Origin of the sequence: Rhizobium sp. 'Codium 1' (assembly GCF_020889605.1) — a bacterium.
Classification (GTDB): Bacteria; Pseudomonadota; Alphaproteobacteria; order Rhizobiales; family Rhizobiaceae; genus Allorhizobium; species Allorhizobium algae.
The window spans coordinates 981,091-1,001,998 of sequence record NZ_JAJGPW010000001.1; the positions used below are offsets into that span (position 1 = coordinate 981,091).

Annotated in this window: 19 protein-coding genes and 1 tRNA gene; 10 read left to right on the top strand and 10 right to left on the bottom strand. The window is 59.5% G+C overall.

Annotated elements, in window-relative coordinates:
- Positions 1-333: 333 nt before the first annotated feature.
- Positions 334-804, bottom strand: coding sequence for a hypothetical protein (locus LJE98_RS04765; protein WP_229573707.1), 471 nt, complete (start codon positions 802-804; stop codon positions 334-336).
- Between the two features lie 176 nt (positions 805-980).
- On the opposite strand from LJE98_RS04765, the gene LJE98_RS04770 reads away from it, so the two are divergent.
- A complete protein-coding gene (locus LJE98_RS04770) occupies positions 981-1,550 on the top strand; it encodes a recombinase family protein (protein ID WP_229573708.1) in 570 nt (189 codons plus the stop codon).
- A 262-nt stretch (positions 1,551-1,812) separates the two neighbouring features.
- Here LJE98_RS04770 and LJE98_RS04775 read toward each other — a convergent pair whose 3' ends face one another.
- The 3 genes from LJE98_RS04775 to LJE98_RS04785 form a co-directional block, all read right to left on the bottom strand.
- Positions 1,813-3,561, bottom strand: a complete 1,749-nt coding sequence (locus tag LJE98_RS04775) for an AAA family ATPase (RefSeq protein WP_229573709.1) — start codon at positions 3,559-3,561, stop codon at positions 1,813-1,815.
- 232 nt (positions 3,562-3,793) lie between these two features.
- Positions 3,794-3,869 (bottom strand) — tRNA-Ala (locus LJE98_RS04780).
- A 155-nt stretch (positions 3,870-4,024) separates the two neighbouring features.
- Positions 4,025-4,411, bottom strand: coding sequence for a TIGR02300 family protein (locus tag LJE98_RS04785; protein WP_229573710.1), 387 nt, complete (start codon positions 4,409-4,411; stop codon positions 4,025-4,027).
- A gap of 220 nt (positions 4,412-4,631) precedes the next feature.
- Between LJE98_RS04785 and cmk the strand changes: the two genes are divergently transcribed.
- Together cmk and rpsA are read left to right on the top strand one after the other, a co-directional pair.
- Positions 4,632-5,258: a (d)CMP kinase gene (gene cmk, locus LJE98_RS04790; protein WP_229573711.1), complete on the top strand. Its 627-nt coding sequence runs from the start codon at positions 4,632-4,634 to the stop codon at positions 5,256-5,258.
- Between the two features lie 152 nt (positions 5,259-5,410).
- A complete protein-coding gene (gene rpsA, locus LJE98_RS04795; RefSeq protein WP_229573712.1) occupies positions 5,411-7,114 on the top strand; it encodes a 30S ribosomal protein S1 in 1,704 nt (567 codons plus the stop codon).
- Positions 7,115-7,187: 73 nt separating this feature from the next.
- Here rpsA and LJE98_RS04800 read toward each other — a convergent pair whose 3' ends face one another.
- On the bottom strand, positions 7,188-8,780 hold the full coding sequence (locus LJE98_RS04800; RefSeq protein ID WP_229573713.1) for a hypothetical protein: 1,593 nt from the start codon (positions 8,778-8,780) through the stop codon (positions 7,188-7,190).
- Between the two features lie 342 nt (positions 8,781-9,122).
- On the opposite strand from LJE98_RS04800, the gene LJE98_RS04805 reads away from it, so the two are divergent.
- Positions 9,123-10,520, top strand: a complete 1,398-nt coding sequence (locus LJE98_RS04805; RefSeq protein WP_229573714.1) for a nicotinate phosphoribosyltransferase — start codon at positions 9,123-9,125, stop codon at positions 10,518-10,520.
- A gap of 1 nt (position 10,521) precedes the next feature.
- Here the strand turns inward: LJE98_RS04805 and LJE98_RS04810 are convergent, their stop codons facing one another.
- Together LJE98_RS04810 and LJE98_RS04815 are read right to left on the bottom strand one after the other, a co-directional pair.
- Positions 10,522-10,851 carry a hypothetical protein gene (locus LJE98_RS04810; RefSeq protein ID WP_229573716.1) on the bottom strand — a complete coding sequence of 110 codons (330 nt, stop codon included), beginning with the start codon at positions 10,849-10,851 and terminating at the stop codon, positions 10,522-10,524.
- Between the two features lie 244 nt (positions 10,852-11,095).
- Positions 11,096-11,719: a ribonuclease D gene (locus LJE98_RS04815; RefSeq protein WP_229573718.1), complete on the bottom strand. Its 624-nt coding sequence runs from the start codon at positions 11,717-11,719 to the stop codon at positions 11,096-11,098.
- A 579-nt stretch (positions 11,720-12,298) separates the two neighbouring features.
- On the opposite strand from LJE98_RS04815, the gene LJE98_RS04820 reads away from it, so the two are divergent.
- Entirely contained in the window at positions 12,299-13,723 is a 1,425-nt protein-coding gene (locus LJE98_RS04820; RefSeq protein ID WP_229573720.1) for a phosphomannomutase, read from the top strand.
- Between the two features lie 52 nt (positions 13,724-13,775).
- Positions 13,776-14,528 carry an SDR family NAD(P)-dependent oxidoreductase gene (locus LJE98_RS04825; protein WP_229573721.1) on the top strand — a complete coding sequence of 251 codons (753 nt, stop codon included), beginning with the start codon at positions 13,776-13,778 and terminating at the stop codon, positions 14,526-14,528.
- 33 nt (positions 14,529-14,561) lie between these two features.
- Here LJE98_RS04825 and LJE98_RS04830 read toward each other — a convergent pair whose 3' ends face one another.
- The 3 genes from LJE98_RS04830 to LJE98_RS04840 are packed head-to-tail and all read right to left on the bottom strand — an operon-like array spanning position 14,562 to position 17,919.
- A complete protein-coding gene (locus LJE98_RS04830) occupies positions 14,562-15,779 on the bottom strand; it encodes an SAM-dependent methyltransferase (RefSeq protein WP_229573722.1) in 1,218 nt (405 codons plus the stop codon).
- Positions 15,776-16,570, bottom strand: a complete 795-nt coding sequence (locus LJE98_RS04835) for a DUF1365 domain-containing protein (protein WP_229573723.1) — start codon at positions 16,568-16,570, stop codon at positions 15,776-15,778. Before LJE98_RS04835 ends, LJE98_RS04830 begins: the two co-directional genes overlap by 4 nt.
- On the bottom strand, positions 16,567-17,919 hold the full coding sequence (locus LJE98_RS04840) for an NAD(P)/FAD-dependent oxidoreductase (RefSeq protein ID WP_229573724.1): 1,353 nt from the start codon (positions 17,917-17,919) through the stop codon (positions 16,567-16,569). The genes LJE98_RS04835 and LJE98_RS04840 overlap by 4 nt, the downstream gene beginning before the upstream one ends.
- Here LJE98_RS04840 and LJE98_RS20215 point away from each other — a divergent pair.
- Genes LJE98_RS20215 through LJE98_RS04860 form a run of 4 tightly spaced genes read left to right on the top strand, consistent with a single transcriptional unit; the run spans position 17,819 to position 20,908 of the window.
- Entirely contained in the window at positions 17,819-18,739 is a 921-nt protein-coding gene (locus LJE98_RS20215; protein ID WP_324255810.1) for a sigma-70 family RNA polymerase sigma factor, read from the top strand. The two genes, LJE98_RS04840 and LJE98_RS20215, sit on opposite strands and share 101 nt — an antisense overlap.
- On the top strand, positions 18,736-19,413 hold the full coding sequence (locus LJE98_RS04850) for a ChrR family anti-sigma-E factor (protein ID WP_229573725.1): 678 nt from the start codon (positions 18,736-18,738) through the stop codon (positions 19,411-19,413). The genes LJE98_RS20215 and LJE98_RS04850 overlap by 4 nt, the downstream gene beginning before the upstream one ends.
- Positions 19,414-19,453: 40 nt before the next feature.
- Positions 19,454-19,855 (top strand): DUF2177 family protein, encoded by a 402-nt coding sequence (locus tag LJE98_RS04855; RefSeq protein ID WP_229573726.1) that lies wholly within the window; start codon positions 19,454-19,456, stop codon positions 19,853-19,855.
- A gap of 42 nt (positions 19,856-19,897) precedes the next feature.
- Positions 19,898-20,908 carry a ligase-associated DNA damage response exonuclease gene (locus LJE98_RS04860; RefSeq protein ID WP_229573923.1) on the top strand — a complete coding sequence of 337 codons (1,011 nt, stop codon included), beginning with the start codon at positions 19,898-19,900 and terminating at the stop codon, positions 20,906-20,908.

Here is a 20,908-nt window from a genome sequence, read left to right on the forward strand (position 1 = left end):
TTCACACTCGTCGCAGAAACCCCATTCACCTCCAGCCGCCAACGCCATTCTGAATGGTCTTCCGCAGTGAATGCAGTTCGCGTCCGCATTGGCCGACTCCGCCTTTCGCGCAGCCTCCTGCCAGTTCCGGTCATATTTCCGCTGCGCATCTGTCCGTCGGCGCAGTTCCGCCTCCACCTCTTCCTTAGTCCAGCCTACTGTCATTTCGACACCTCCACGGCACGACCCTAGCCACGTTCAGTTCCCCCGACAACTTGCCGGAGATTTGGCGTGGTTTACGAAGGAATACTGTAGGGCAGCAAATGGTGCCAGTGGTGGCATTTCCGGACGCGTCTACTCCTCTTTCTCGGCATCGATCACTCGATAAGAAGCAGCCCCGCCATCTCGGGACCGCCTTTGCGACAACTCGTCAATCAGATATTTGGCGAACATGGCCCCACCGCCTAGGACAATCCACAAGGGCACGCCAATCGCTGTCCCTAGCGCCGCGATCCCGGCGTTGGCCCCACCGAATAGTGCAATTCCAGTCGCGGCAGCACCCATTCCAATTCGCTGCGCCGGTGAGCGCCTGTCCCATCCATATGTCTTAGATTGACGCGCAATCATTTTCAGCACCGGCATTATGACCTTGCTTGAGGCTGTCAGAGCTATCGCCTGCCTCCCCTTCGCATAGGACGACAGATCGCTCTCTCTGATGCTTAGCAAGCCTTGCGCCCAGAGCCGTAATGCATCTGCTTCGGTGTGACTGGTACTACGAGAAATGGTGATTGCTAGTTGCTGTTGCTTCGTCTCGTCTGAGGTCACACGCTACATCCTCTATTCCGCGTTGCAACCAGCGTATCCGCGATCCCATTGAATGGAAATGATCAACACCGCCTAGCGTCCACAATGTTTACTTTCTGGACAATGCCCACTTGACTGTCCATTTAGCGTCCACTAAGTATGCGTCCACAACAGCCATAAAGGAAAGTGGACGGCAGATGATCGTAGGATACGCGAGAGTGAGTTCAACCGGGCAGGATCACGCAACCCAGATTGACCGCCTCACGGCAGCGGGTGCGGAGAAGCTGTTCAGTGAGAAGCAGTCGGGCCTAGATAAGGACCGCCCTGCCCTTGAGGAATGCCTTCGGTTCGTCCGAGAAGGCGACGTGTTGCTAGTGACCAAGCTGGACCGCCTCGCCCGTTCTGCCTCGCACCTTCACCAAATCGTGGAGGGCTTGAACCAGAAGGGAGTAGGCTTCCGGGTACTGGACGACGCTACGCTAGACACCACCACCAGAACCGGGAAACTGGTCTTCGGCATCCTTGCGAGCATCGCAGAGTTTGAGACAGCTCTTCGGAAGGAGCGGCAGCTTGAAGGCATAGCCAAGGCGAAGGCCGAAGGCAGGACCGGAGGGAGACCCGCCCAGATCACTCCGGGTGTCAAAGCGGAAATCATTCAGTTGAGCGCCGAAGGCGTCAGTGTCCGCAAGATCGCGGCGGAGGTGGGGTTCAGCAAGTCAGCCGTTCAGAAGGTGTTGGACGAAGCGAAGGCCCCAAAGACACCCTGAGGGACCCGTGAGCAATCTTGCTCGTGTCTGTCCTTCCACATTTTTCCACCGCCCCACCTGAACCCTCTCCTATCCCGCTGCGAAACCCGCAGATCACCTGCAAGGAACCCGCTATGATCACCACAGGAACCGTTATCGTCACCATCGCTTGCATCGTGGGCTATGGGACCCTCTTTGGGCCTCCACTCGTCATCATCCTCCGCAATCTTCGAAAGTGAATGAAGAGGGGGTGTGGCATGAGTTACGGTTTGTGTAGGACCGATCAAACGTGGTTCGCCTTTTGGATGAAATGAACCAAATCTGTTACCTGCTTTCTTAAATCCAGCACATCGAGCGAAAGGTCCGTGCCGCATACAAGGTGAGCAACGGCCACCTTATCAATCTTCGTCTCTAGCAGGCTTTCTGCCTCCTCCCTGGTGGTGCGTCGTTTCTTGGGCTCCTTGCGCTCGTAATACAGAGCATGGTCGTATTGCCCTCCAGCACCCGGTTTGTCGTAAGCTTTCCCGCTGACTGACTTAACCGCATCTTGGAGAACCCCGTGCTCGACGTAGTTCTCAATCTCGCGCCCCCCGGTGATCCAGCAGAAGCCCGACTCCTTGGAGAACTCCTCGCGCAATCGCTTCTTGGTATCGTTGATCCTGTCCCGTGAATTTTTCATGTCACTATCGATGACCATTGCAGAGTTGCGGTTAAGAGAGCGCAGCTGAATGAAGTCTTCAATTGTCTCAGCTTCACCGCTTAAGTGGCTTAGAAGGCGACCGCCGTAGAACATGATGGAGTAGTGAACTCCCTCAATCAGTGAGTTATCAACCAACGAGATCCACTTATTTATATAGATGCGGTCGGACGGCCCCTCAACCCAAACGACAGCGTTTGATTGTAGAATATCGGAGGCCCGGTATCCTAAGTCGGCGCAAACCCTATATTTTTCTGAGCGCAGCCCTGTTCCGCGTATGTACGTCTGAGTGCCATCGTTACTAACGTGGAAAATGGCCGCCCCAGGGGTATCAATAAAGGCGGCAGAGTGCGTAGCGATAAAGTATTGGTTGCTGGTGTTCTCCTGGAGATATCGCACAAGTTTCCGCTGGAGAATGGGATGAAGATGTATCTCTGGTTCTTCGATACACATTATGCTGTTCTCATGAATTGTCGAGAAAGCTGCGAGCATCACTACTTCATGTATCCCCGTCCCGAGAGCCTCCAGAGGCAGAACTTTGTTATCCATGTGCACAAGGATGGCGCTCCGACTGTACGGAACCTCTATGCGAGCGCCGGGATGATCGGTGACGCTTTCCAGAAAGCTATTAATTTTTGCAAACTGCTGACGATCACGGTCGTAGTCGTAATGCTCAGGTATCTGACGCTTGAGCAATTCATCGATCAGACCCCGTCCGCTCAGATCATCAAACTTCTCGTCCTTAGGGCCAATAATTCTCTTTGCCGGGATCAAATGGACATCCGGCAGCAAAACCCGTTGATGAAGTAAGAGACGATCCAAAATATGCGGTAACCAGTCCCTATCCCAGCCCCGACGGCTTGACCGAACAAGCGCGTCCCACAACCTCTCCCAAATAGAGACCGGAAACAGATCATAGAGATCGTGCTCTTCACCGTACCGGCTGACGGCCCCGTCGCCCTGATCACTCGGAATGACCCAGACAACGCCTTCCGGACTCATCGCAGCCACCAATTTTTCGAGATGCATTCCCAGGCGGTCCCGATAACCTTCCCCGATATTTTCGTAAACCGAACTAAGAAACACCGATGGTGGGATGCCAATGCAATAATTTAGCTCACCAGTTTCGGCCCCACGGTACCTCTCGGTCGAAGTCTGATCATAACCTTTGCGTGCTAATTTCAAACGAGTTGCCAGGAAGTTTAGAATTATGGACTTGCCGGAATTATTCGCGCCGATGAAGAAGTTGAAATCACGGAGCTCGGTAATCCGCTGCTCGTGAGGCCCTATACCCCGATAGAACTTTAGCGATAACGCATTTAAAAACTGTGCCACTTTGCTCCCCCGCTTAGATCAACAGCGTATGACAGCCACAAGCGACTCCTCAAGCTGCTAATCGAAATCGTCCACGATCGGTCAGCCCGTGCGCCGCTTAGACAGGGCGATAACATAGAACGACCATTGCACATGGGGGAGCAAGCTGGGTACGCAACTGGGTACGCAGCGCAAATCGAACACCGCTAAACTAGCATTGCATTCAATGACTTGATCGAGAAAATCGTAAGTTTGGTGGAGCTAAGCGGGATCGAACCGCTGACCTCTTGCATGCCATGCAAGCGCTCTCCCAGCTGAGCTATAGCCCCATCAGGGTACCGGGTTTATCCCGGCTCCGGGAACCCTTTGGAAAGCACCGCTTCCGTCGGGGTGGCGGCTTGATACTTCCGGTAGTCGGAGATGGCAAGCCGAAAAATGAAAGCCCGGGCATTTTTTTGGACCCGGGCTCGAAATGCTTGAAATATCAGGCTTCGTCGTCGTCGCCGTTGACCCCGATCAAGCCGGTCACGTCATCGTCGTCATCGTCTTCATCGGCCTCGAGGAAGGTGTCGTCGTCATCGCCGTCGATTTCGACGTCGTCATCGTCGCCGATGTCCGGGATGTCGTCACCCGAGGAATCGTCGGCGTCATCGTGGGACACCAGCTCGACATCCGTGTTTTCGGTATCGACTTCGGCAACTTCCTCTTCCTCAGCCTTCTCCATGATGGCTGCGACCGAGGTTTCCTCGAAATAGGAAAGCGGCCAGGACTTGCCCGTGTACGGCGACACGATCGGGTCCTTGTTCAGGTCGTAGAATTTCTTGCCGGTGTCGGGGCAAGTGCGTTTCGTTCCAAGTTCTGCCTTCGCCACTGTCAAAGCCTCATGAAGTCGTGAAGATTAAGGGCATGCGCCAAGCGCCCGGCGCGAGGCCGGCCAAACTGTAGTCGGTCCCCTTAATCGCTGATGCCCGTCCTGTCAAAGGCTATCTGCGCATGAATTTTGGCAACCGTGGGTTCGCATGCTTCGCTTGGCAAGGGCTGCCAAGATTTGTATCAGCGATGGCATGAGAGACAGAGACAAAGAGGGTCGAATGATCATCGCCATAGATGGACCGGCCGCCGCCGGCAAGGGGACACTGTCGCGCCGGATCGCGGAAACCTACAGCTTCCATCATCTCGACACCGGCCTCACCTATCGCGCGACAGCCAAGGCGCTTCTGGACGCCGGCCTTCCGCTCGATGATGAAGCGGTTGCCGAACGAATGGCACTTGACGTGGAGCTTGCCGGACTCGATCGCGACGTCCTCTCGGCACACGAAATCGGCGAAGCGGCCTCGAAGATTGCGGTGATGCCCGCCGTACGCCGGGCTTTGGTCGAGGCTCAGCGCGCATTTTCGAAGCGCATACCGGGCACGGTGCTGGATGGGCGCGACATCGGCACCGTGGTCTGCCCAGAGGCACCCGTGAAGCTCTATGTCACTGCCTCGCCGGAAGTGCGCGCGAGGCGGCGATATGACGAAATCATCGCCAAGGGCAGCGCTGCGGATTTCGAGGCGATTTTCGCCGATGTGAAGACGCGGGACGCGCGTGACATGGGACGGGCCGACAGCCCTTTGAAACCAGCTGATGACGCGCACTTGCTAGATACTTCCGAAATGAGTATAGAGGCCGCATTCTTGGCGGCGAAGATGATCATCGACGCTGCCCTGACGAAATGAAGTGACCAGGATCCGGCCAAGCCGGAGCCTCAAGGCCGACATCCAGTCCCCGCGCCGGATTGCTCTCCAGATGAGAGCGGATCGGATGCCGGCCAAGATCAACACCAACCCCCGGCGCTCACGCATCCAGTGGGATGCGACTAGGAGATTTCATGTCTGTTTCTACCCCGTCGCGTGAGGACTTTGCTGCCCTCCTCGAGGAATCCTTTGCCAAGACCGATCTGGCCGAAGGCTATGTTGCCAAGGGCATCATCACCGGCATTGAGAAGGACGTCGCCATTGTTGACGTCGGCCTCAAGGTCGAAGGCCGCATCGCACTGAAGGAATTCGGTGCTCGCGCCAAGGACGGCACGCTCAAGGTCGGCGACGAAGTTGAAGTTTACGTCGAGCGCATCGAAAACGCTCTCGGCGAAGCTGTTCTGTCGCGCGAAAAGGCTCGTCGCGAAGAAAGCTGGATCAAGCTCGAAGCCAAGTTCGAAGCTGGTGAGCGCGTTGAAGGCGTCATCTTCAACCAGGTCAAGGGCGGCTTTACGGTTGACCTCGACGGCGCCGTTGCCTTCCTTCCGCGTAGCCAGGTCGACATCCGTCCGATCCGCGACGTGACCCCGCTGATGCACAACCCGCAGCCCTTCGAAATCCTCAAGATGGACAAGCGTCGCGGCAACATCGTCGTATCGCGTCGTACGGTTCTCGAAGAGTCGCGTGCCGAGCAGCGTTCTGAAATCGTTCAGAACCTCGAAGAAGGCCAGGTTGTTGACGGCGTCGTCAAGAACATCACCGATTACGGTGCGTTCGTTGACCTCGGCGGCATCGACGGCCTGCTGCACGTCACCGACATGGCATGGCGCCGCGTCAACCATCCTTCGGAAATCCTGTCCATCGGCCAGTCGGTCAAGGTTCAGATCATCCGCATCAACCAGGAAACCCACCGCATCTCGCTCGGCATGAAGCAGCTCGAGTCGGATCCGTGGGATGGCATTGCCGTCAAGTATCCGGTTGGCAAGAAGATCTCCGGTACCGTCACGAACATCACCGATTACGGTGCATTCGTCGAGCTGGAGCCGGGCATCGAAGGCCTGATCCACATCTCGGAAATGTCCTGGACGAAGAAGAACGTTCATCCCGGCAAGATCCTTTCGACCACGCAGGACGTCGATGTCGTCGTTCTCGAAGTCGATCCGTCGAAGCGCCGTATCTCGCTCGGTCTCAAGCAGACCCTCGAGAATCCGTGGCAGGCATTTGCCTTCAGCAACCCGGCCGGCACTGAAGTCGAAGGCGAAGTCAAGAACAAGACCGAATTCGGCCTGTTCATCGGCCTCGAAGGCGACGTCGACGGCATGGTTCACCTCTCTGACCTCGACTGGAACCGTCCGGGCGAACAGGTCATCGAGGAGTTCAACAAGGGTGACGTGGTCAAGGCTGTCGTTCTCGACGTCGACGTCGAGAAGGAACGCATCTCGCTCGGCATCAAGCAGCTCGGCAAGGATGCCGTCGGCGACGCAGCCGCTTCCGGCGACCTGCGCAAGAACGCTGTCGTTTCATGCGAAGTCATCGGTACCAATGATGGCGGCATCGAAGTGAAGCTGGTCAACCACGAGGACATCACGTCCTTCATCCGCCGCAACGACCTGGCCCGCGATCGTGACGATCAGCGTCCGGAGCGTTTCTCGGTCGGTCAGGTTGTCGACGCCCGCGTCACCAACTTCTCCAAGAAGGACCGCAAGGTCATGCTGTCGATCAAGGCTCTCGAGATCGCTGAAGAGAAGGAAGCCGTCGCACAGTTCGGTTCGTCCGACAGCGGCGCTTCGCTCGGCGACATCCTGGGCGCAGCCCTGAAGAACCGCAGCAACGACTAATCCTCGCTGTTGATTGAACAAAAGAGCCCGCCGGGAGCGATCCTGGCGGGCTTCTCTGTGTCGCAACGAAGAATCAGTTGAGACCGGCCATCCGGAGATAGAGCTCGTGAGCCGGTTCCGGCGGAAGTTGCACGACGGTGTCTGACGGCGCCGGCAAGGCCCGGCTCGGCATGGCGTGCCCCTCGGGGAGGGCTGGCGTGGCCACATCGTCTGCCGGCTGATCCTGATCATCGGACTTGGCCGTCAACGGCGCCTTGGCATCATCTGGCGCCTCTGCGCCTTCCGACCCCTCTTCGTCCTCGGGATGCCCCCGATCCTCAGTCTCCCGCTCCTCCTCTTCCTCGACCTCCTCCTCCCACTCGATTTCGTCTTCGATCATGTAGGAGACGAATGGCAGCGGCACGCCTTCGCGACCGAGGATCGACCGGATAGCCGCCTGCTCGGCAAGTGGAGATGGGGTCGGGGTCGGCTCGGTATCAGCAGGGCGAGGTGCCTGACCTGCCTCGGATATTCGGGTTTCCTGTCCAGCCTCTTCGGTCGGGGGAAGTGCAGCGGCACCAGTCGCTGCACGTTCCACGACTGTTGTCCGGCTTGGCGCGGCTGCCTGCGACGCCGCGCTGAATTGCTCGGCTGGCAGGGTCTTCAGCCGCAACAGCGCCTTCACGAAGTCTGTCTCCAGCAATTCGGCCAACCAACCGCCGGGCTGGGGGAGCGCGGGCTTCTCTCCGGCTATGCCGGTCGGAGGAGGCATTGGTACCGCGGCCAGTGATGGCCTGCCGGACGGGCGGGACGAATCGCGGCTCTGGTCACTGTCGGCATCGGCGGGTCGGGCTCCAGAAAGCGATGTCGGGGCCGAACCATGCAGCTGTCCGGTAAGACCCACCGATGGAGCCGGAAGGGGCAGTTGACCCCTTGCGGACGGCAATGGCGACGCTGTTTCAGATGTTCCCCTTGCTGCAGGAAACCCGGGGACGGACTTGATCACCGTCGCGTCGAGCCGACGCTCCTGACCCTGGGTCGAAGCCCCCGCTGGTACAGCGGCTGGCGTTTGCTGCCGGTGAGCCGAACTCGGCCGCAAATCATTTATCGAGGTTGGTGATGTCAGCCTGCCCTCGCCCGGCTTCGGATTGCCCAGGGGCAGTGTAGAGGCCGCGAGCGGTGATTGCGAAACGGCGCTCCCGGCCGGGCGAGCCCGCTCAGCAAAGGATCTCGGACTGTCGTTGGCAAGTGGCGGGCGGCCGGGGCTCAGGGGATTGGAACGCCCCTCGCCTGCCAGTTCGCGGTACGACGAGATGACCGAGCGCGTCGCGCCGTCCCTGTCTTTGTGGCGGTAGAGCTCGAGATAGAGCGCAAGGGTCGCGCGCTCCGGCCCCGATGGGTTCGCCATGGCCTCGAGCAATGTGCGCAACTGCAGACCGGCAAAGGCCTGCGAAAGAAGTTTCTGCAGCTTCACCCGGTCGGCAACGGGAAGCGCCGCAATCCCTTCGATCAACCTGCCCATATAATCGTTGACGCTCTCGCCAATCCGCCGGTCGATCTTCAGCGCGGATCCCAGGATATCGGACAAGGCCGCGAGGTTCTGGGACATCCGCTCGGGCCCGGAGAGCAGCATGATGTTGAGCTGTCCGGCAATCGCGGAATTCTGGTCGGCTATCGCCGGCGCCATGGCTTGGAATACCGCCGTCGGCCGTGTCGTCGGGGCCTGATCCGGACGCTGTTTGGCTGACGTCGTGGCCTGATTTGCTGACGCAAGGACTGGAGGAAGCATGGGCAACCTCTCCGGTTCTGGTGCCTCTGGACCCAGGCCTCGATCGAGGACCTGCACGGGCCACAAGGGTGTGACTGCCGCCCTGTCGCGAACGCTGCCGATCCTCGATCTTCGCCTGCTATGGTTAATCAAACCCTAACGACGGCGCCAGAACGCGAGACTCCAGCTTCGCGCATTGATTGACCGTCATCATGCGCGAGGCGGCAGACTGTCGCCCCAGTGACCAAGGACAGCGCCGGCATGACACGTAATCTTCTTTTGAACACCGACAGCTACAAGCTCGGCGTCTTTCTGCAATATCCGAAGGACACGCGGGCCGTCAGTGCATTCGTGACCACGCGTGGCAACTCGTTCCGTCCTGAGGTGATGTTCTTCGGGCTGCAGATGTTCCTCAAGGACTATCTGTCTGCGCCGATCAGTCGTGCCGACATCGATGAGGCGCAAGAGATCTCTTCGGCTCATGGCCAGCCTTTCGACCGCAGTGGCTGGGAGCATATTCTCAATGCCCATGGCGGCATGCTGCCGCTGAAGATCGAAGCTCTGGCGGAAGGCTCGGCGATTCGCCGCGGCGTGCCAGTGATGCAGGTGGTGAACACCGATCCGCGCGTGCCTTGGCTCACATCCTATATGGAAACGGCGCTGCTTCGGGCAGTCTGGTATCCGTCGACAGTGGCAACAACGGCATGGCGCCTGCGCATGGCGATCCAGCCATTCCTCGACAGAACGACAGACGATCCCATGGGTCTGCAGCCGAGCCGCATCAGCGACTATGGCTGCCGCAGCACATCGAGTGTCGAACAGTCAGCGATTGGCGGCGCCGCACATCTGGTACACTTCGACAGCTCGGACTCGCTGCCGGCCATTCTGCAGGCTCGCCGTTTCTACAATGCGTCCATGCCAGCCCGTTCGATCCCGGCGGCCGAGCATGGTACGATCATCGCCTGGGGGCAGACGCAGGAGACCGAAGCATATTCGCATCTGATCGACAATTTTGCGAGCTTCGGTGGCTATTCCGTCGTGTCCGACAGCTTCGACCTCCACAATGCTGTTTCGGAGATCTGGGGCAAGACGCTGCAGACCAAGGTGCGCGCGTCAGGCGGCGTGCTCGTTGTTCGCCCCGACAGCGGCGATCCGATCGAGACACCGATCCAGGTGGTGGCGCAGCTGGCTTATGCCTATGGCACGCGGCTCAATGGCAAGGGCTTCAAGGTCATCGACGGCAATGTGCGCGTGCTCCAGTCGGACGGCGTCTCCCTGCAGGACATCCAGATGATCCTCGGCCGGCTCGAAGGCATGGGGTTCTCGGCGGAGAACATCTCTTTCGGCATGGGATCGGGCCTGCTTCACAAGATCAACAGGGACACGCTGTCCTTCACCATGCGCACCAGCGCCGTGCAGAAGGGCAACGAGCAGTGGCGCCCCGTGGTTCGGCGCCCCTCCAATCCGCAGGAGCGGATCGCCATGGCGGGTCTCGTGGCTGCAATCGCTGACGGCCACGACATCATGCCGGTACCGCTGGAAGATCTCGGGGCGCGGCCCAATCTCATGGCGACGGTCTGGCAGGACGGTGAATTGCTGGTGGATTCGAGCCTGGACGAGATCCGCGCGCGGGCAACGGCCGCCAGCCTTCCCCGGTAGCTCAGTCGACGAGACGCATGAAACGAGGATAGAGGCCCGCCTCGTCCGACGGCACGGGAACCCGTTCGCCAAAGGCTTCGTCGGAGCGGCTGCGCTCATCGACGATAAATGCATCGAGCCAGTTGGCCGGGGCATAACGCGGGCCGCTGTCTTCAGTTTCTGCGAGGTCGGCGGTCGCTTCGATCAGGTCCGAATCATAGCTGGATGGGTTACGCGATATCGAGTCGAGTAGGATACTGGATGCTTCCGTCATGGTCGCCTGATCAACGCCTTTATGGGAACGCGCAACTTGAAATGCCCGCACCGTTACTGATTTGTCCGGGAGGATCATGCGAAGTCTCGGTTAACGAAACCTTGGCGCGCGCACCCGGATTTTCCTCAGTTTTCATCCACAAGAAGCTCTAGTCGCAAGCGTCAGGCCTTCCGCATCCCTCTTTTCCCATCCGAACGGGACCATAAGGCCGCTGGACACCGAGCACATGGGAGAAGAGGGCACGATGGCTCAGGTCGCGGCCACTCGGCGACGCTCGCGTTTCCATGCAAGGCATAGCGAGCGAAAGCCCGGGTGTGAAATATCAGCTGTGGGCGAAAATATCGGTCTCTTCCCAGCCCAGGAGGTCGAGCTTGGCGCGCGTCGGCAGGAATGCAAAGCACGCCTTGGCATGCTCCATGCGCCCGTCGCGCAGCAATCGGTGCGTGAGCTTGTCGCGCAGGGCATGCAGATGCAGCACATCTGATGCAGCATATTCGAGCTGGGCTTGGCTCAGGGTCTCTGCCGCCCAGTCGGAGGATTGCTGCGCCTTGGAGATATCGATCTCAAGCATTTCCTTCAGATTGTCCTTGAGCCCGTGACGATCCGTATAGGTGCGGGCAAGCCGCGAGGCGATCTTGGTGCAGAAGACCGTCTCGGTCGTGACGCCAAAGGTCTGAAACAGGACGGCGATGTCAAAGCGTCCATAATGGAAGATCTTCTCGCGGGCCGGATCCGCCAGCATCGCAACGAGGTTCGGCGCGGCCGTCTGGCCGGCTGCAATCTTGATCACGTCCGCCGTGCCATCGCCGGAGGACAGCTGCACGACACAGAGACGGTCGCGACGCGGCACCAGGCCCAGGGTCTCTGTATCGATCGCAATCGCGTCGGTGTAGCGGGCGGCATCGTCGCCTGAAATGTCCCCCACGTGATAGCGAATCGTCGTCATTTCTGCCTCCAGACGTCATTGGTCGGTTCTGCCCGCTATAGCCGAAAGCCCTGGACCGTACCATCCCGCTGAGCGCCACGCTCTCGGGATTACCGTCAGGATCGCTGCTCTGTGACCAGCGCATGCAAATATCGTGTGCACAGAGTTTGAATGATGAAAGACTAGGCATGCGAACGTTCGTTTGCATCGCTTCGGCTTAAAGAGAAAGAGACGAAAGCGATCATCGCGGGCAAACGACGATCGCAGAATTGATGACTTTCACTAGCCATGCATTTAACGCACTGCTGCGTTGCAACAACGATCATTGGCAGGCGAAAGTGATTTGAATATAACAAAACCATCGAAGCGGCGCACTCCTCCTCCCAGTGCCGCTCGGTAGGATCGGCAATACTCCTCCTCCTCCCAATTGCCGATCAAGTTTAAGAGCCTGGCGCATCCTCCTCCCGCGCCAGGCTCTTTACATTTCTGCCTTGTGGCACTCCCCAGACATACGAAGAACGCGCACTCTGCTTCCGCTTGATGCCAGAGGACCGCCGGCCCATATAAGGCATTCTGTTTGAAAACGCTGAGGAGGCATGCATGTCGGTAAAGTTCGGAACGAGCGGTCTGAGGGGATTGTCCACGGATCTGGTTGGCTCCGTATCCGCGCTCTATGCCACGGCATTCGCGCGACACATGCTGGCCAGCGGGCGCCTCCAGTCCGGATCGCCCGTCGTGATCGGCCGGGACTTTCGCCCTTCCAGCCCCGAAATCGCATCGACAATCATGGCTGCCCTGAAGCGCGCCGGACTGGAGCCAATCGACTGCGGCACCATCCCTACGCCGGCACTTGCACTTTACGGTGCATCGATTGGTGCTGCCGGCATCATGGTGACCGGCTCGCATATCCCGGCGGATCGCAACGGGATCAAGTTCTATCGGCCCGACGGGGAGGTCAACAAGGCGGATGAGGAAGCAATAACGCACTTCGCTTCCGAACTCGCCGCCGATCCGGAAGCCAACCGCGTCGAGACCGGCGCCGGGCAAGACCATGAAGCGGAGGCGACCAAGCTGTTCGTCGATCGCAACCTCGGCATCCTTCCGCCGGATGCGCTCAAGGGCAAAAGAATCGGCATCTACCAGCACAGCTCCGTCGCCCGGGACATGCTGGTGACCATCTTCGAAGAGTACGGCGCCACCGTGTTTCCGCTGGGCCGCTCCGACCAGTTCATCCCGGTTGATACGGAGGCGGTATCGCCCGATACCGTGACCCAGCTCGCCCGCTGGACGGACGATCTGGCGCTTGATGCCGTGCTTTCCACCGATGGAGACGGCGACCGGCCGCTGGTGGCCGACGAACACGGTGTGCCGCTCCGCGGCGACCTGCTCGGGCTGATCACCGCCCGGTTTCTCGGCGCATCTGTTGTCGCGACCCCGGTCACTTCCAATTCCGGTCTCGAAAAAGATGGGGGATTCGACGTTAGACGGACTCGCGTTGGCTCTCCCTTCGTCATCGCGGCCATGGAAGAGGCGCTGGCGGCGGCAAAAGCCGGCGTGCTTGGCTTCGAGGCGAATGGCGGCTTGATGCTGGGATCGGATTTCCGCATAGGCGACAAGGCGATCAAGGCGCTGCCAACGCGGGACAGCTTCCTTCCGGCACTTGCCGTTCTCGGCACGGCGGCCGAGCGGGGCCTGTCCCTTTCGGCTCTCGTCGAGGACTTCAGCCTGCCGGTTGCGCTCAGCGATCGGCTCGAAAACTATGCCAGTGAACGAAGTGCCGCTCTGATGGCTCATCTTCGCGGCTCGGTAGAGCAACTCGGGGCTTTTCTTGCCCCTCTTGGCGCCGTTCAGACGGTCAGCGACATCGACGGTCTGCGGGTGACGCTCACTGACGGTCGCGTCATCCATTTCCGTCCTTCGGGCAATGCACCGGAGATGCGCTGCTATGTGGAGGCTTCGGACAAGGAGAATGCGGCATCGCTTCTCAGCCAGGGGCTTTCGCTGCTCGCGGGCTGGCCAGCCTGAACCAGATCGGCTCCCCAGGCGTATTGGTCATGAGAGAAAACATGAGGATGTCATGACCAAGATCGCGTGGATTACGGGTTCCAGCTCCGGCATCGGCCGAGCGCTTGCCGAGCGGCTGTTGCGCGACGGCTACCGCATCGCAGTCAGTGCACGCAGCGCCGATGCCCTGGCTGAACTCGCGACGAACCATCCCGGCCAGGTTGGCGTCTATCCCCTCGACGTGACGGATCCAGATGCCGTGAAGCAGGTCTTCGCGGCGATCGAGAGCGAGATGGGTGCGGTCGACCTTGCCGTTTTCGCGGCGGGATCCTACACGCGCGATTATGCCGAGGATTTCGAGCTGAGCCGGACACGACAGATGTTCGACCTCAACGTGCTGGGCACGGCGTCCTGCCTCGAGACGGTGATGCCGGCCATGATTGCGCGCCGCCGCGGCCACATCGCCGTCGTGGCCTCCGTATCCGGCTATGTCGGTCTACCGGGTGCCGCCACCTATGGTGCGACCAAGGCCGCACTCAACGTCATGTGCGAGGCCCTCTATCCGGAACTCGAGCGGCATGGGGTGAAGATCACCATCGTCAATCCGGGTTTCGTCGACACGCCGCTGACCGAGAAGAACGATTTCCCGATGCCGTTTCTCGTTTCGTCTGAGGAAGCGGCCGACACCATCGCCAAGGGCCTGGCCAAGGGCAAATTCGAGATCATCTTCCCGTGGAAGATGGCGCTCGCGATCAAGCTGCTGCATGCGCTGCCGCATTCCCTGCGCTTTGCGCTCACACGGAAAATGCTGCGGCCCAAGCATTGACCGCAGCATCTGGTCTCCAAGACATGGGGATGGTCAGGCTGGCTTGTCCAGCCTGAACTGTACGACATCGATGCGGCCGAAACGGAAGCCGACAGCGCAGTAGTGGAGATAGAGCCGCCACATCCGATGGAAGCGGCGATCAAAGCCGAGCGGCTCGATCTTCTGCCAGTTGGCCGTGAATGCGCTGTCCCATGCGAGCAATGTGCGATCGTAGTCGCGGCCGAAACGGAAGCGGTCGCCGACCTTCAGTCCCGCTGCCATGGCAGCGTGTTCGAAGACGGTGACGGAGGGCAACATGCCACCGGGGAAAATGTAGGTCTGAATGAAATCGGCGCTGCCGCGATAATAATCGAAGCGGCTCTCATCAATCGTGATCGTCTGGATCAACGCCTTGCCGCCTGGAACCAGACGCTTCTGGACAGCCTCGAAATAGATTGGCCAGTTCTCTTCGCCGACGGCCTCGAACATTTCGATGGAAACGATCTTGTCGAAATGACCGCTGCAATCCCGATAGTCCTCGAGACGGATGTCGACCCGATCGGCAAACCCTGCCTTTTCCAGCCGTGCGCGGGCGAACTTCGCCTGCTCGGTGGAAAGCGTCAGGCCTGTGACGCGACAGCCGGTCTTGCGGATGGCAAGTTCGGCAAAGCCGCCCCAGCCGCAACCGATTTCCAGCACGTGATCATCCGGCCCGATCTGCAACTCTTCAACGATGCGGGCATATTTGGCTTCCTGCGCATCGGCGAGTGACATGCCCGGCGCGCTGTAGAGTGCCGACGAATAGGTCATCGTCCGGTCGAGCCAGAGCCCGTAAAACGCGTTTCCGAGATCATAATGATACGCGATGTTTCGCCGGCTACCTTTTTTCGAATTGCGTCGCAACTTGTGGCGCAGACGCGCCAGGGCCTTGAAGACGGAGGACGACGCAAGCACCGCCCCGAGTTGCGCCTCATTCGACAGCGCAAGCTCCAGGACGGCCCCGATATCGGGCGACTCGAGGTCGCCGTCCATGAAAGACTGCGCGAAGCCGAGCGTGCCACCGGTCAAAATCCGCAGCACGGGGCTTGCATTTCGAACGCACAAAACGGCATTGGGCCCGGGCTTTCCCCCGATCGCCACGTGTTCCCCGTAGCCCTCAAACTGGAGCGTCAGACGTCCGACGGCAATGCGATCGGCCCAGCGGCACATCATGCGCTGCCAGAAAGTGAGACTGCTCACGATCGGTTGCATATCCTCTTCGGCATGACTCATGACTTAGTGACCCCATTCTGCACGACGATCGTCGACGCAATCTTGGCTGCCGCCGGCTTGTGCCGATAAATCGGAACACCTTTCCACCAGAGCTTCAACGCTTCCCAGTGGATGCCCCCCATCACCTTCATGGTCATCAGGGGATAGGTCACCAGCATGCGCAATAAGGCCCGATCCGACAAGGGGCGACGTTTGCCGGAGAAGGTTGCGAAGAGCATTGGACCATCCGCATCGCTCTCACCGATATTGATGGCCACGTCGTCCGTCGGGGGGCTTATGCGAAAATTGTATTCGCAGTTCATGGGCATGAAGGGGGAGACATACATCTCCTTGGCGCAGCGGTGGCGCAGGATGCCGCCGGCCTCGGATTCCACCGGGATCACGTAGGTATGACGCTCGTTGAAGGTGTTGCAAACCTCGTAGAGCACGCCGGCGAGCTGGCCTTCCGGCCGATAGCAGAAATAGACCGTGATCGGATTGAACACATAGCCAAGGATCCTCGGATAGCAGAGCATCCGGATCTTCCAGCCACGGCCCTGAAGCCCGGCCGCCGCCAGACGCTCCTCGACCCAAGACCGCAATTCACCCGGCCGGCCATTGCCGTGATCGGCATCGTGCACCGAATAGAGAGCCGGCTTGTTGTAGCCGAACAGACGTAGCGTCTTGTTCAATTCTTCTACCTCGTCGAGATCGACGATCAGCGAGAATACCCTGTAGCGAAGACTATGCTTCCTGGGGCGGCTGCGGGTATGCAGCACATGGCCGGCATAGATTGCGGATTGATGTGTCATTCCGCAGCCTCGAGTGCGCGGTTGATGACAATGCGACCGGACTCGTTTTCGACCGACCACGGACGGCGTGAACCACCGAGTGCTTCGGCAACCGCAAGCCCGGCCTGCAAGCCATCCTCATGAAACCCACTGCCGAAATAGGCACCGCAGAACCACGTGTTGCGGCGGCCCTGGAGCTGCCAGATGCGGCGCTGGGCGCGAATGGCCGCAACGTCGAAAAGAGGATGCTCGTAGTGAAAGCTCCTAATGATCTTCGAAGGGTCGATCGGACGGCAGGGGTTGAGCGTAACGAAGAGCGGGGTCGCCGGATCGAGGGACTGCAGCATGTTCATCCAGTAGGTGACGCAGAGCGCATCGCTGGCGTCAGTCTGCTTTTCAGCAACATAGTTCCAGCTCGACCACACCGACTTGCGCTTCGGCATCAGGCTTTCATCAGAATGCAAGACAGCGAGATTGGGTGTGTACTGGAAGGAGTCCAGCACCTCACGCTCAGCGCCGTTTGCATCTTCAAGCAAATCGAGGCTCTGGTTCGCATGGGTGGCCAAAACGACGTCGTCGAAGGTTTCCACGCCCCCATGAACATCGGTCACTTCCACGCCGGCCCTGCCGCGTCGAACCCCTGTCACGGCGGTCGCGAGGCGAACTTCACCGGTAAAATCGGCCAGAATACGCGCGACATATTCACGGCTGCCACCTTTTACCGTCCGCCAGCGCGGACGATCCGAGAGGGTCAGCAGACCGTGGTTGGCGAAAAAGCGGATGAAGGCGTGCAGCGGATAGAGACGCATCTCTGACGCCGTCGTCGACCAGATGGCGGCCCCCATCGGCAGGAGATGGTCCTCCACGAAGGTTGGGGCATAGTCGGCAAATGCCAGGTAGTCGCCGAGTGACACGCCCTCCAGTTCGCTCCGGTCCAGAAGCGCTGGCGCTTCCTTGTAGAAGCGCAGGATATCCTTGACCATGCGCCAGAAGCGCGGACGCAGAATGTTCGATTTCTGGCCCAGAAGGCCGGAAAGACCAGAACCGGAATATTCGAACGCACCTCCGCCGAGCGATGCGGCAAACGACATGTTCGACGGCAAGGTCGGCACGTCGAGATGCTCGAAAAGCTTCACGAGGTTCGGGTAGTTTCGGTCGTTGTAGACGATGAACCCGGTATCGACAGGAATGTCCCTGGCGCCCCCTGGCGCCAGCACCGTGTTGGAATGACCGCCTGCGCGATCCTCCGTTTCGTAGAGGACGACATCCATGGTCTTGGAAAGGAGCCAGGCACAGGATAGGCCCGATATTCCCGACCCGATGACCGCGATCCTGCGCTTACCGCCGAAAGCGGCCTTCGTAACACCCATGTCCATTCAATGCCCTTTACCGATTGTTCTATTTAAGGGTTTTGAACATGACTACGCATGGTATTCGGCACTGGATCGATCGGTGCGAATAAAATCCGATGCGGTGATCCGGGCAAAGAGAGGTGGCGTAAAGCTCTTCATGATGATGAACGCGATACACATCTCCGCTGATGCGTGCCAGAATGACCCCGGGCGAACTGCGCGGCGTCAGGTCTTTGCGCCGCTCAAAAGAGGGAAAACAATCGTTTCGATGACCGAGTCGGCGGAAGAACTAGACCAGCGTAAATTTGCGCAGCTATTGGCCGCCGTGGGCCGTGATCGTGACATCGAGGCCTTCGAGACGATCTTCAAGTATTACGGACCGAAAGTGCGCGCCTATATGGCAAAGCTTGCCCGCGACGGGCAGGCCGCCGAGGAACTGATGCAGGAGACGATGCTGACGGTCTGGAACAAGGCCGAGCAATTCGACCCGGCGCGGGGCAATGTGTCGAGCTGGATCTTCACAATTGCCAGAAACCTCAGAATCGACGCGTTTCGTCGCGAGAAGCGGCCGACTTTCGATCCGACCGATCCGGCTTTCGTCCCGGATGACGTACCGCCGGCCGATATGGAATTCGAAACACGCCAGGAGGCCGATCGCCTCCGCCGCGCCATGGAAACCCTACCACCCGAACAGCTCGAACTCCTCAAAATGTCATTTTACAGAGAAGCATCTCACAGCACGATCGCCGCCGAACTCGGCCTGCCGATGGGAACCGTCAAATCGCGCATTCGCCTGGCCTTCGCCAAGCTGCGCGCAGCACTGGAGGAGCGGGCATGACGCTCCACGTCCAACATCACATCAGCGACGAACTGCTCCTGGATTATGCCACTGGCAACCTGACCGAAGGCTGGAGCATTGCGGTCGCCACGCATCTGGCGCTTTGCCCGACCTGCCGAAACCGGCTGTCCTTCATGGAGCACACCGGCGGCCAGTTGCTCGAGGCGGCCGATGAAAACGACACCCCGGCGATTTCGACCGACAGCTGGGCCGCGATGAAGGCGAAGCTTTCTTCCGAGGGTCCATCCAGGGCATCTGCGGCCAAGCCCGTTGCAGCGCCCGCGGACATTCCAGTTCTTCCCGAACCCTTGCGCTCCTATCTCGGCGGCGATGTCGAGGCGTTGAAGTGGAAATCGCTCGGACGTGGTGCCTATCATATCCTGATAAAGACCGGAGATCTGCAAAGCCAGGTCCGCCTTCTCAAGATCCCGGCCGGCAAGCCTGTGCCGGAGCATTCTCATGGCGGTCGGGAACTGACGCTGGTGCTGAAGGGGGCCTTCACCGACGGCGCGACCGTTTTCAAGCGGGGCGACATTGAGGAAGCCGACGAGACACTGACGCATCAGCCCGTTGCGACGCCGGACGGGGATTGCATCTGTCTCGCTGTGACCGACGCACCTTTGAAATTCAAGAGCCTTCTGGTGCGGCTGGTCCAGCCGGTGCTCGGAATTTAGTGAAAGGCAGAGCCGAGGTTCTGCCCGAGGGAGAAGCACAATGACTTATGTTATTGCCTATATCTCGACGGCCGTGGTCTTCTTCGCGCTGGATTACCTGTGGCTCACACGCATCGCGATCGGCTTCTATCGCGAGCATATCGGCACACTTTTGCTTTCACCGCCCAATTTTGCGGCTGCCGGCCTCTTCTACCTGCTCTACGTGATCGGACTTGTCTACTTCGCCGTCATGCCAGCGGTTACTGCCGGCAGTGTGCTGACGGCGGTCTTTAACGGAGCGCTGCTCGGCCTGCTTGCCTATGGCACCTATGACATGACCAATCTCGCCACGTTGAAGGGTTGGTCTCTGCAGGTAAGCCTCGTCGACATGGCCTGGGGCGCATTCCTGTCCGCGACGGCCTCGGCTGCGGGCTATTACGCCGTTTCGCGCTTTGCTCAGTAGGCGCTGGCAGGGCATCTTCGGGCGCCCTATGTTCTCGGCATGATCAAGCCGGACCTCCTCCTTCATCCGACACCCGGCGGGCTCTATTGCCCGCTCGGTGAATTTTATGTCGATCCGGTCCGTCCTGTCGACCGCGCCCTCATCACGCACGGTCATTCCGACCACGCCCGCTCCGGCCACACGCATGTTCTCGCCACGCAGCAAACCCTCGACATCATGGCAATCCGCTATGGCGAGGATTTCTGCGTCACATCCCAGAGCGCTACCTTCGGCGAAACCGTTTCGGTCAATGGAGTTAAGGTGCGCTTTCATCCGGCGGGACATGTGCTGGGCTCAGCACAGATCGAGATCGAAGCACAGGGAACGCGGATCGTGGTTTCTGGTGACTACAAGCGGGGAGCGGATCCGACCTGTGCGAGCTTCGAGCCCGTGCCATGCGATGTCTTCATCACCGAAGCGACGTTCGGACTGCCGGTCTTTCACCATCCGGAGCCAAGACAGGAGATCCAGAAGCTGCTGACCTCCCTGCAGCAGTTTCCGGAACGCAGCCATCTGATCGGGGCCTATGCACTGGGCAAGGCGCAGCGGGTCATCTCGCTCATCCGGCGCAGCGGTTACGAGAAGCCTATCTATATACATGGTTCGATGGCGCGGCTGTGTGACTACTATTCGGAACAGGGGGTGGAACTGGGCGAGCTTCCACCGGCAACAACCGAGGACAAGACGTCAGGCAGCTTCAAGGGCGCCGTGGTGATCGGTCCGCCCTCGGCCTTCAACGACCGCTGGGCACGGCGTTTCGAGGATCCGCTTTCCATATTCGCTTCCGGCTGGATGATGGTGCGGCAAAGGGCAAAACAGCGAGGGGTGGAACTGCCATTGGTCATCTCCGACCACTGCGACTGGCCGGAACTGCTGGACACGATCCGCGAAGTCGGTCCGCAAGAGGTCTGGGTGACCCATGGCCGCGAGGAAGCGCTGGTGCGCTGGTGCGAACTGTCCGGGATCAAGGCACGCCCGCTGCATCTCGTCGGCTATGAAGACGAGGGGGACTGA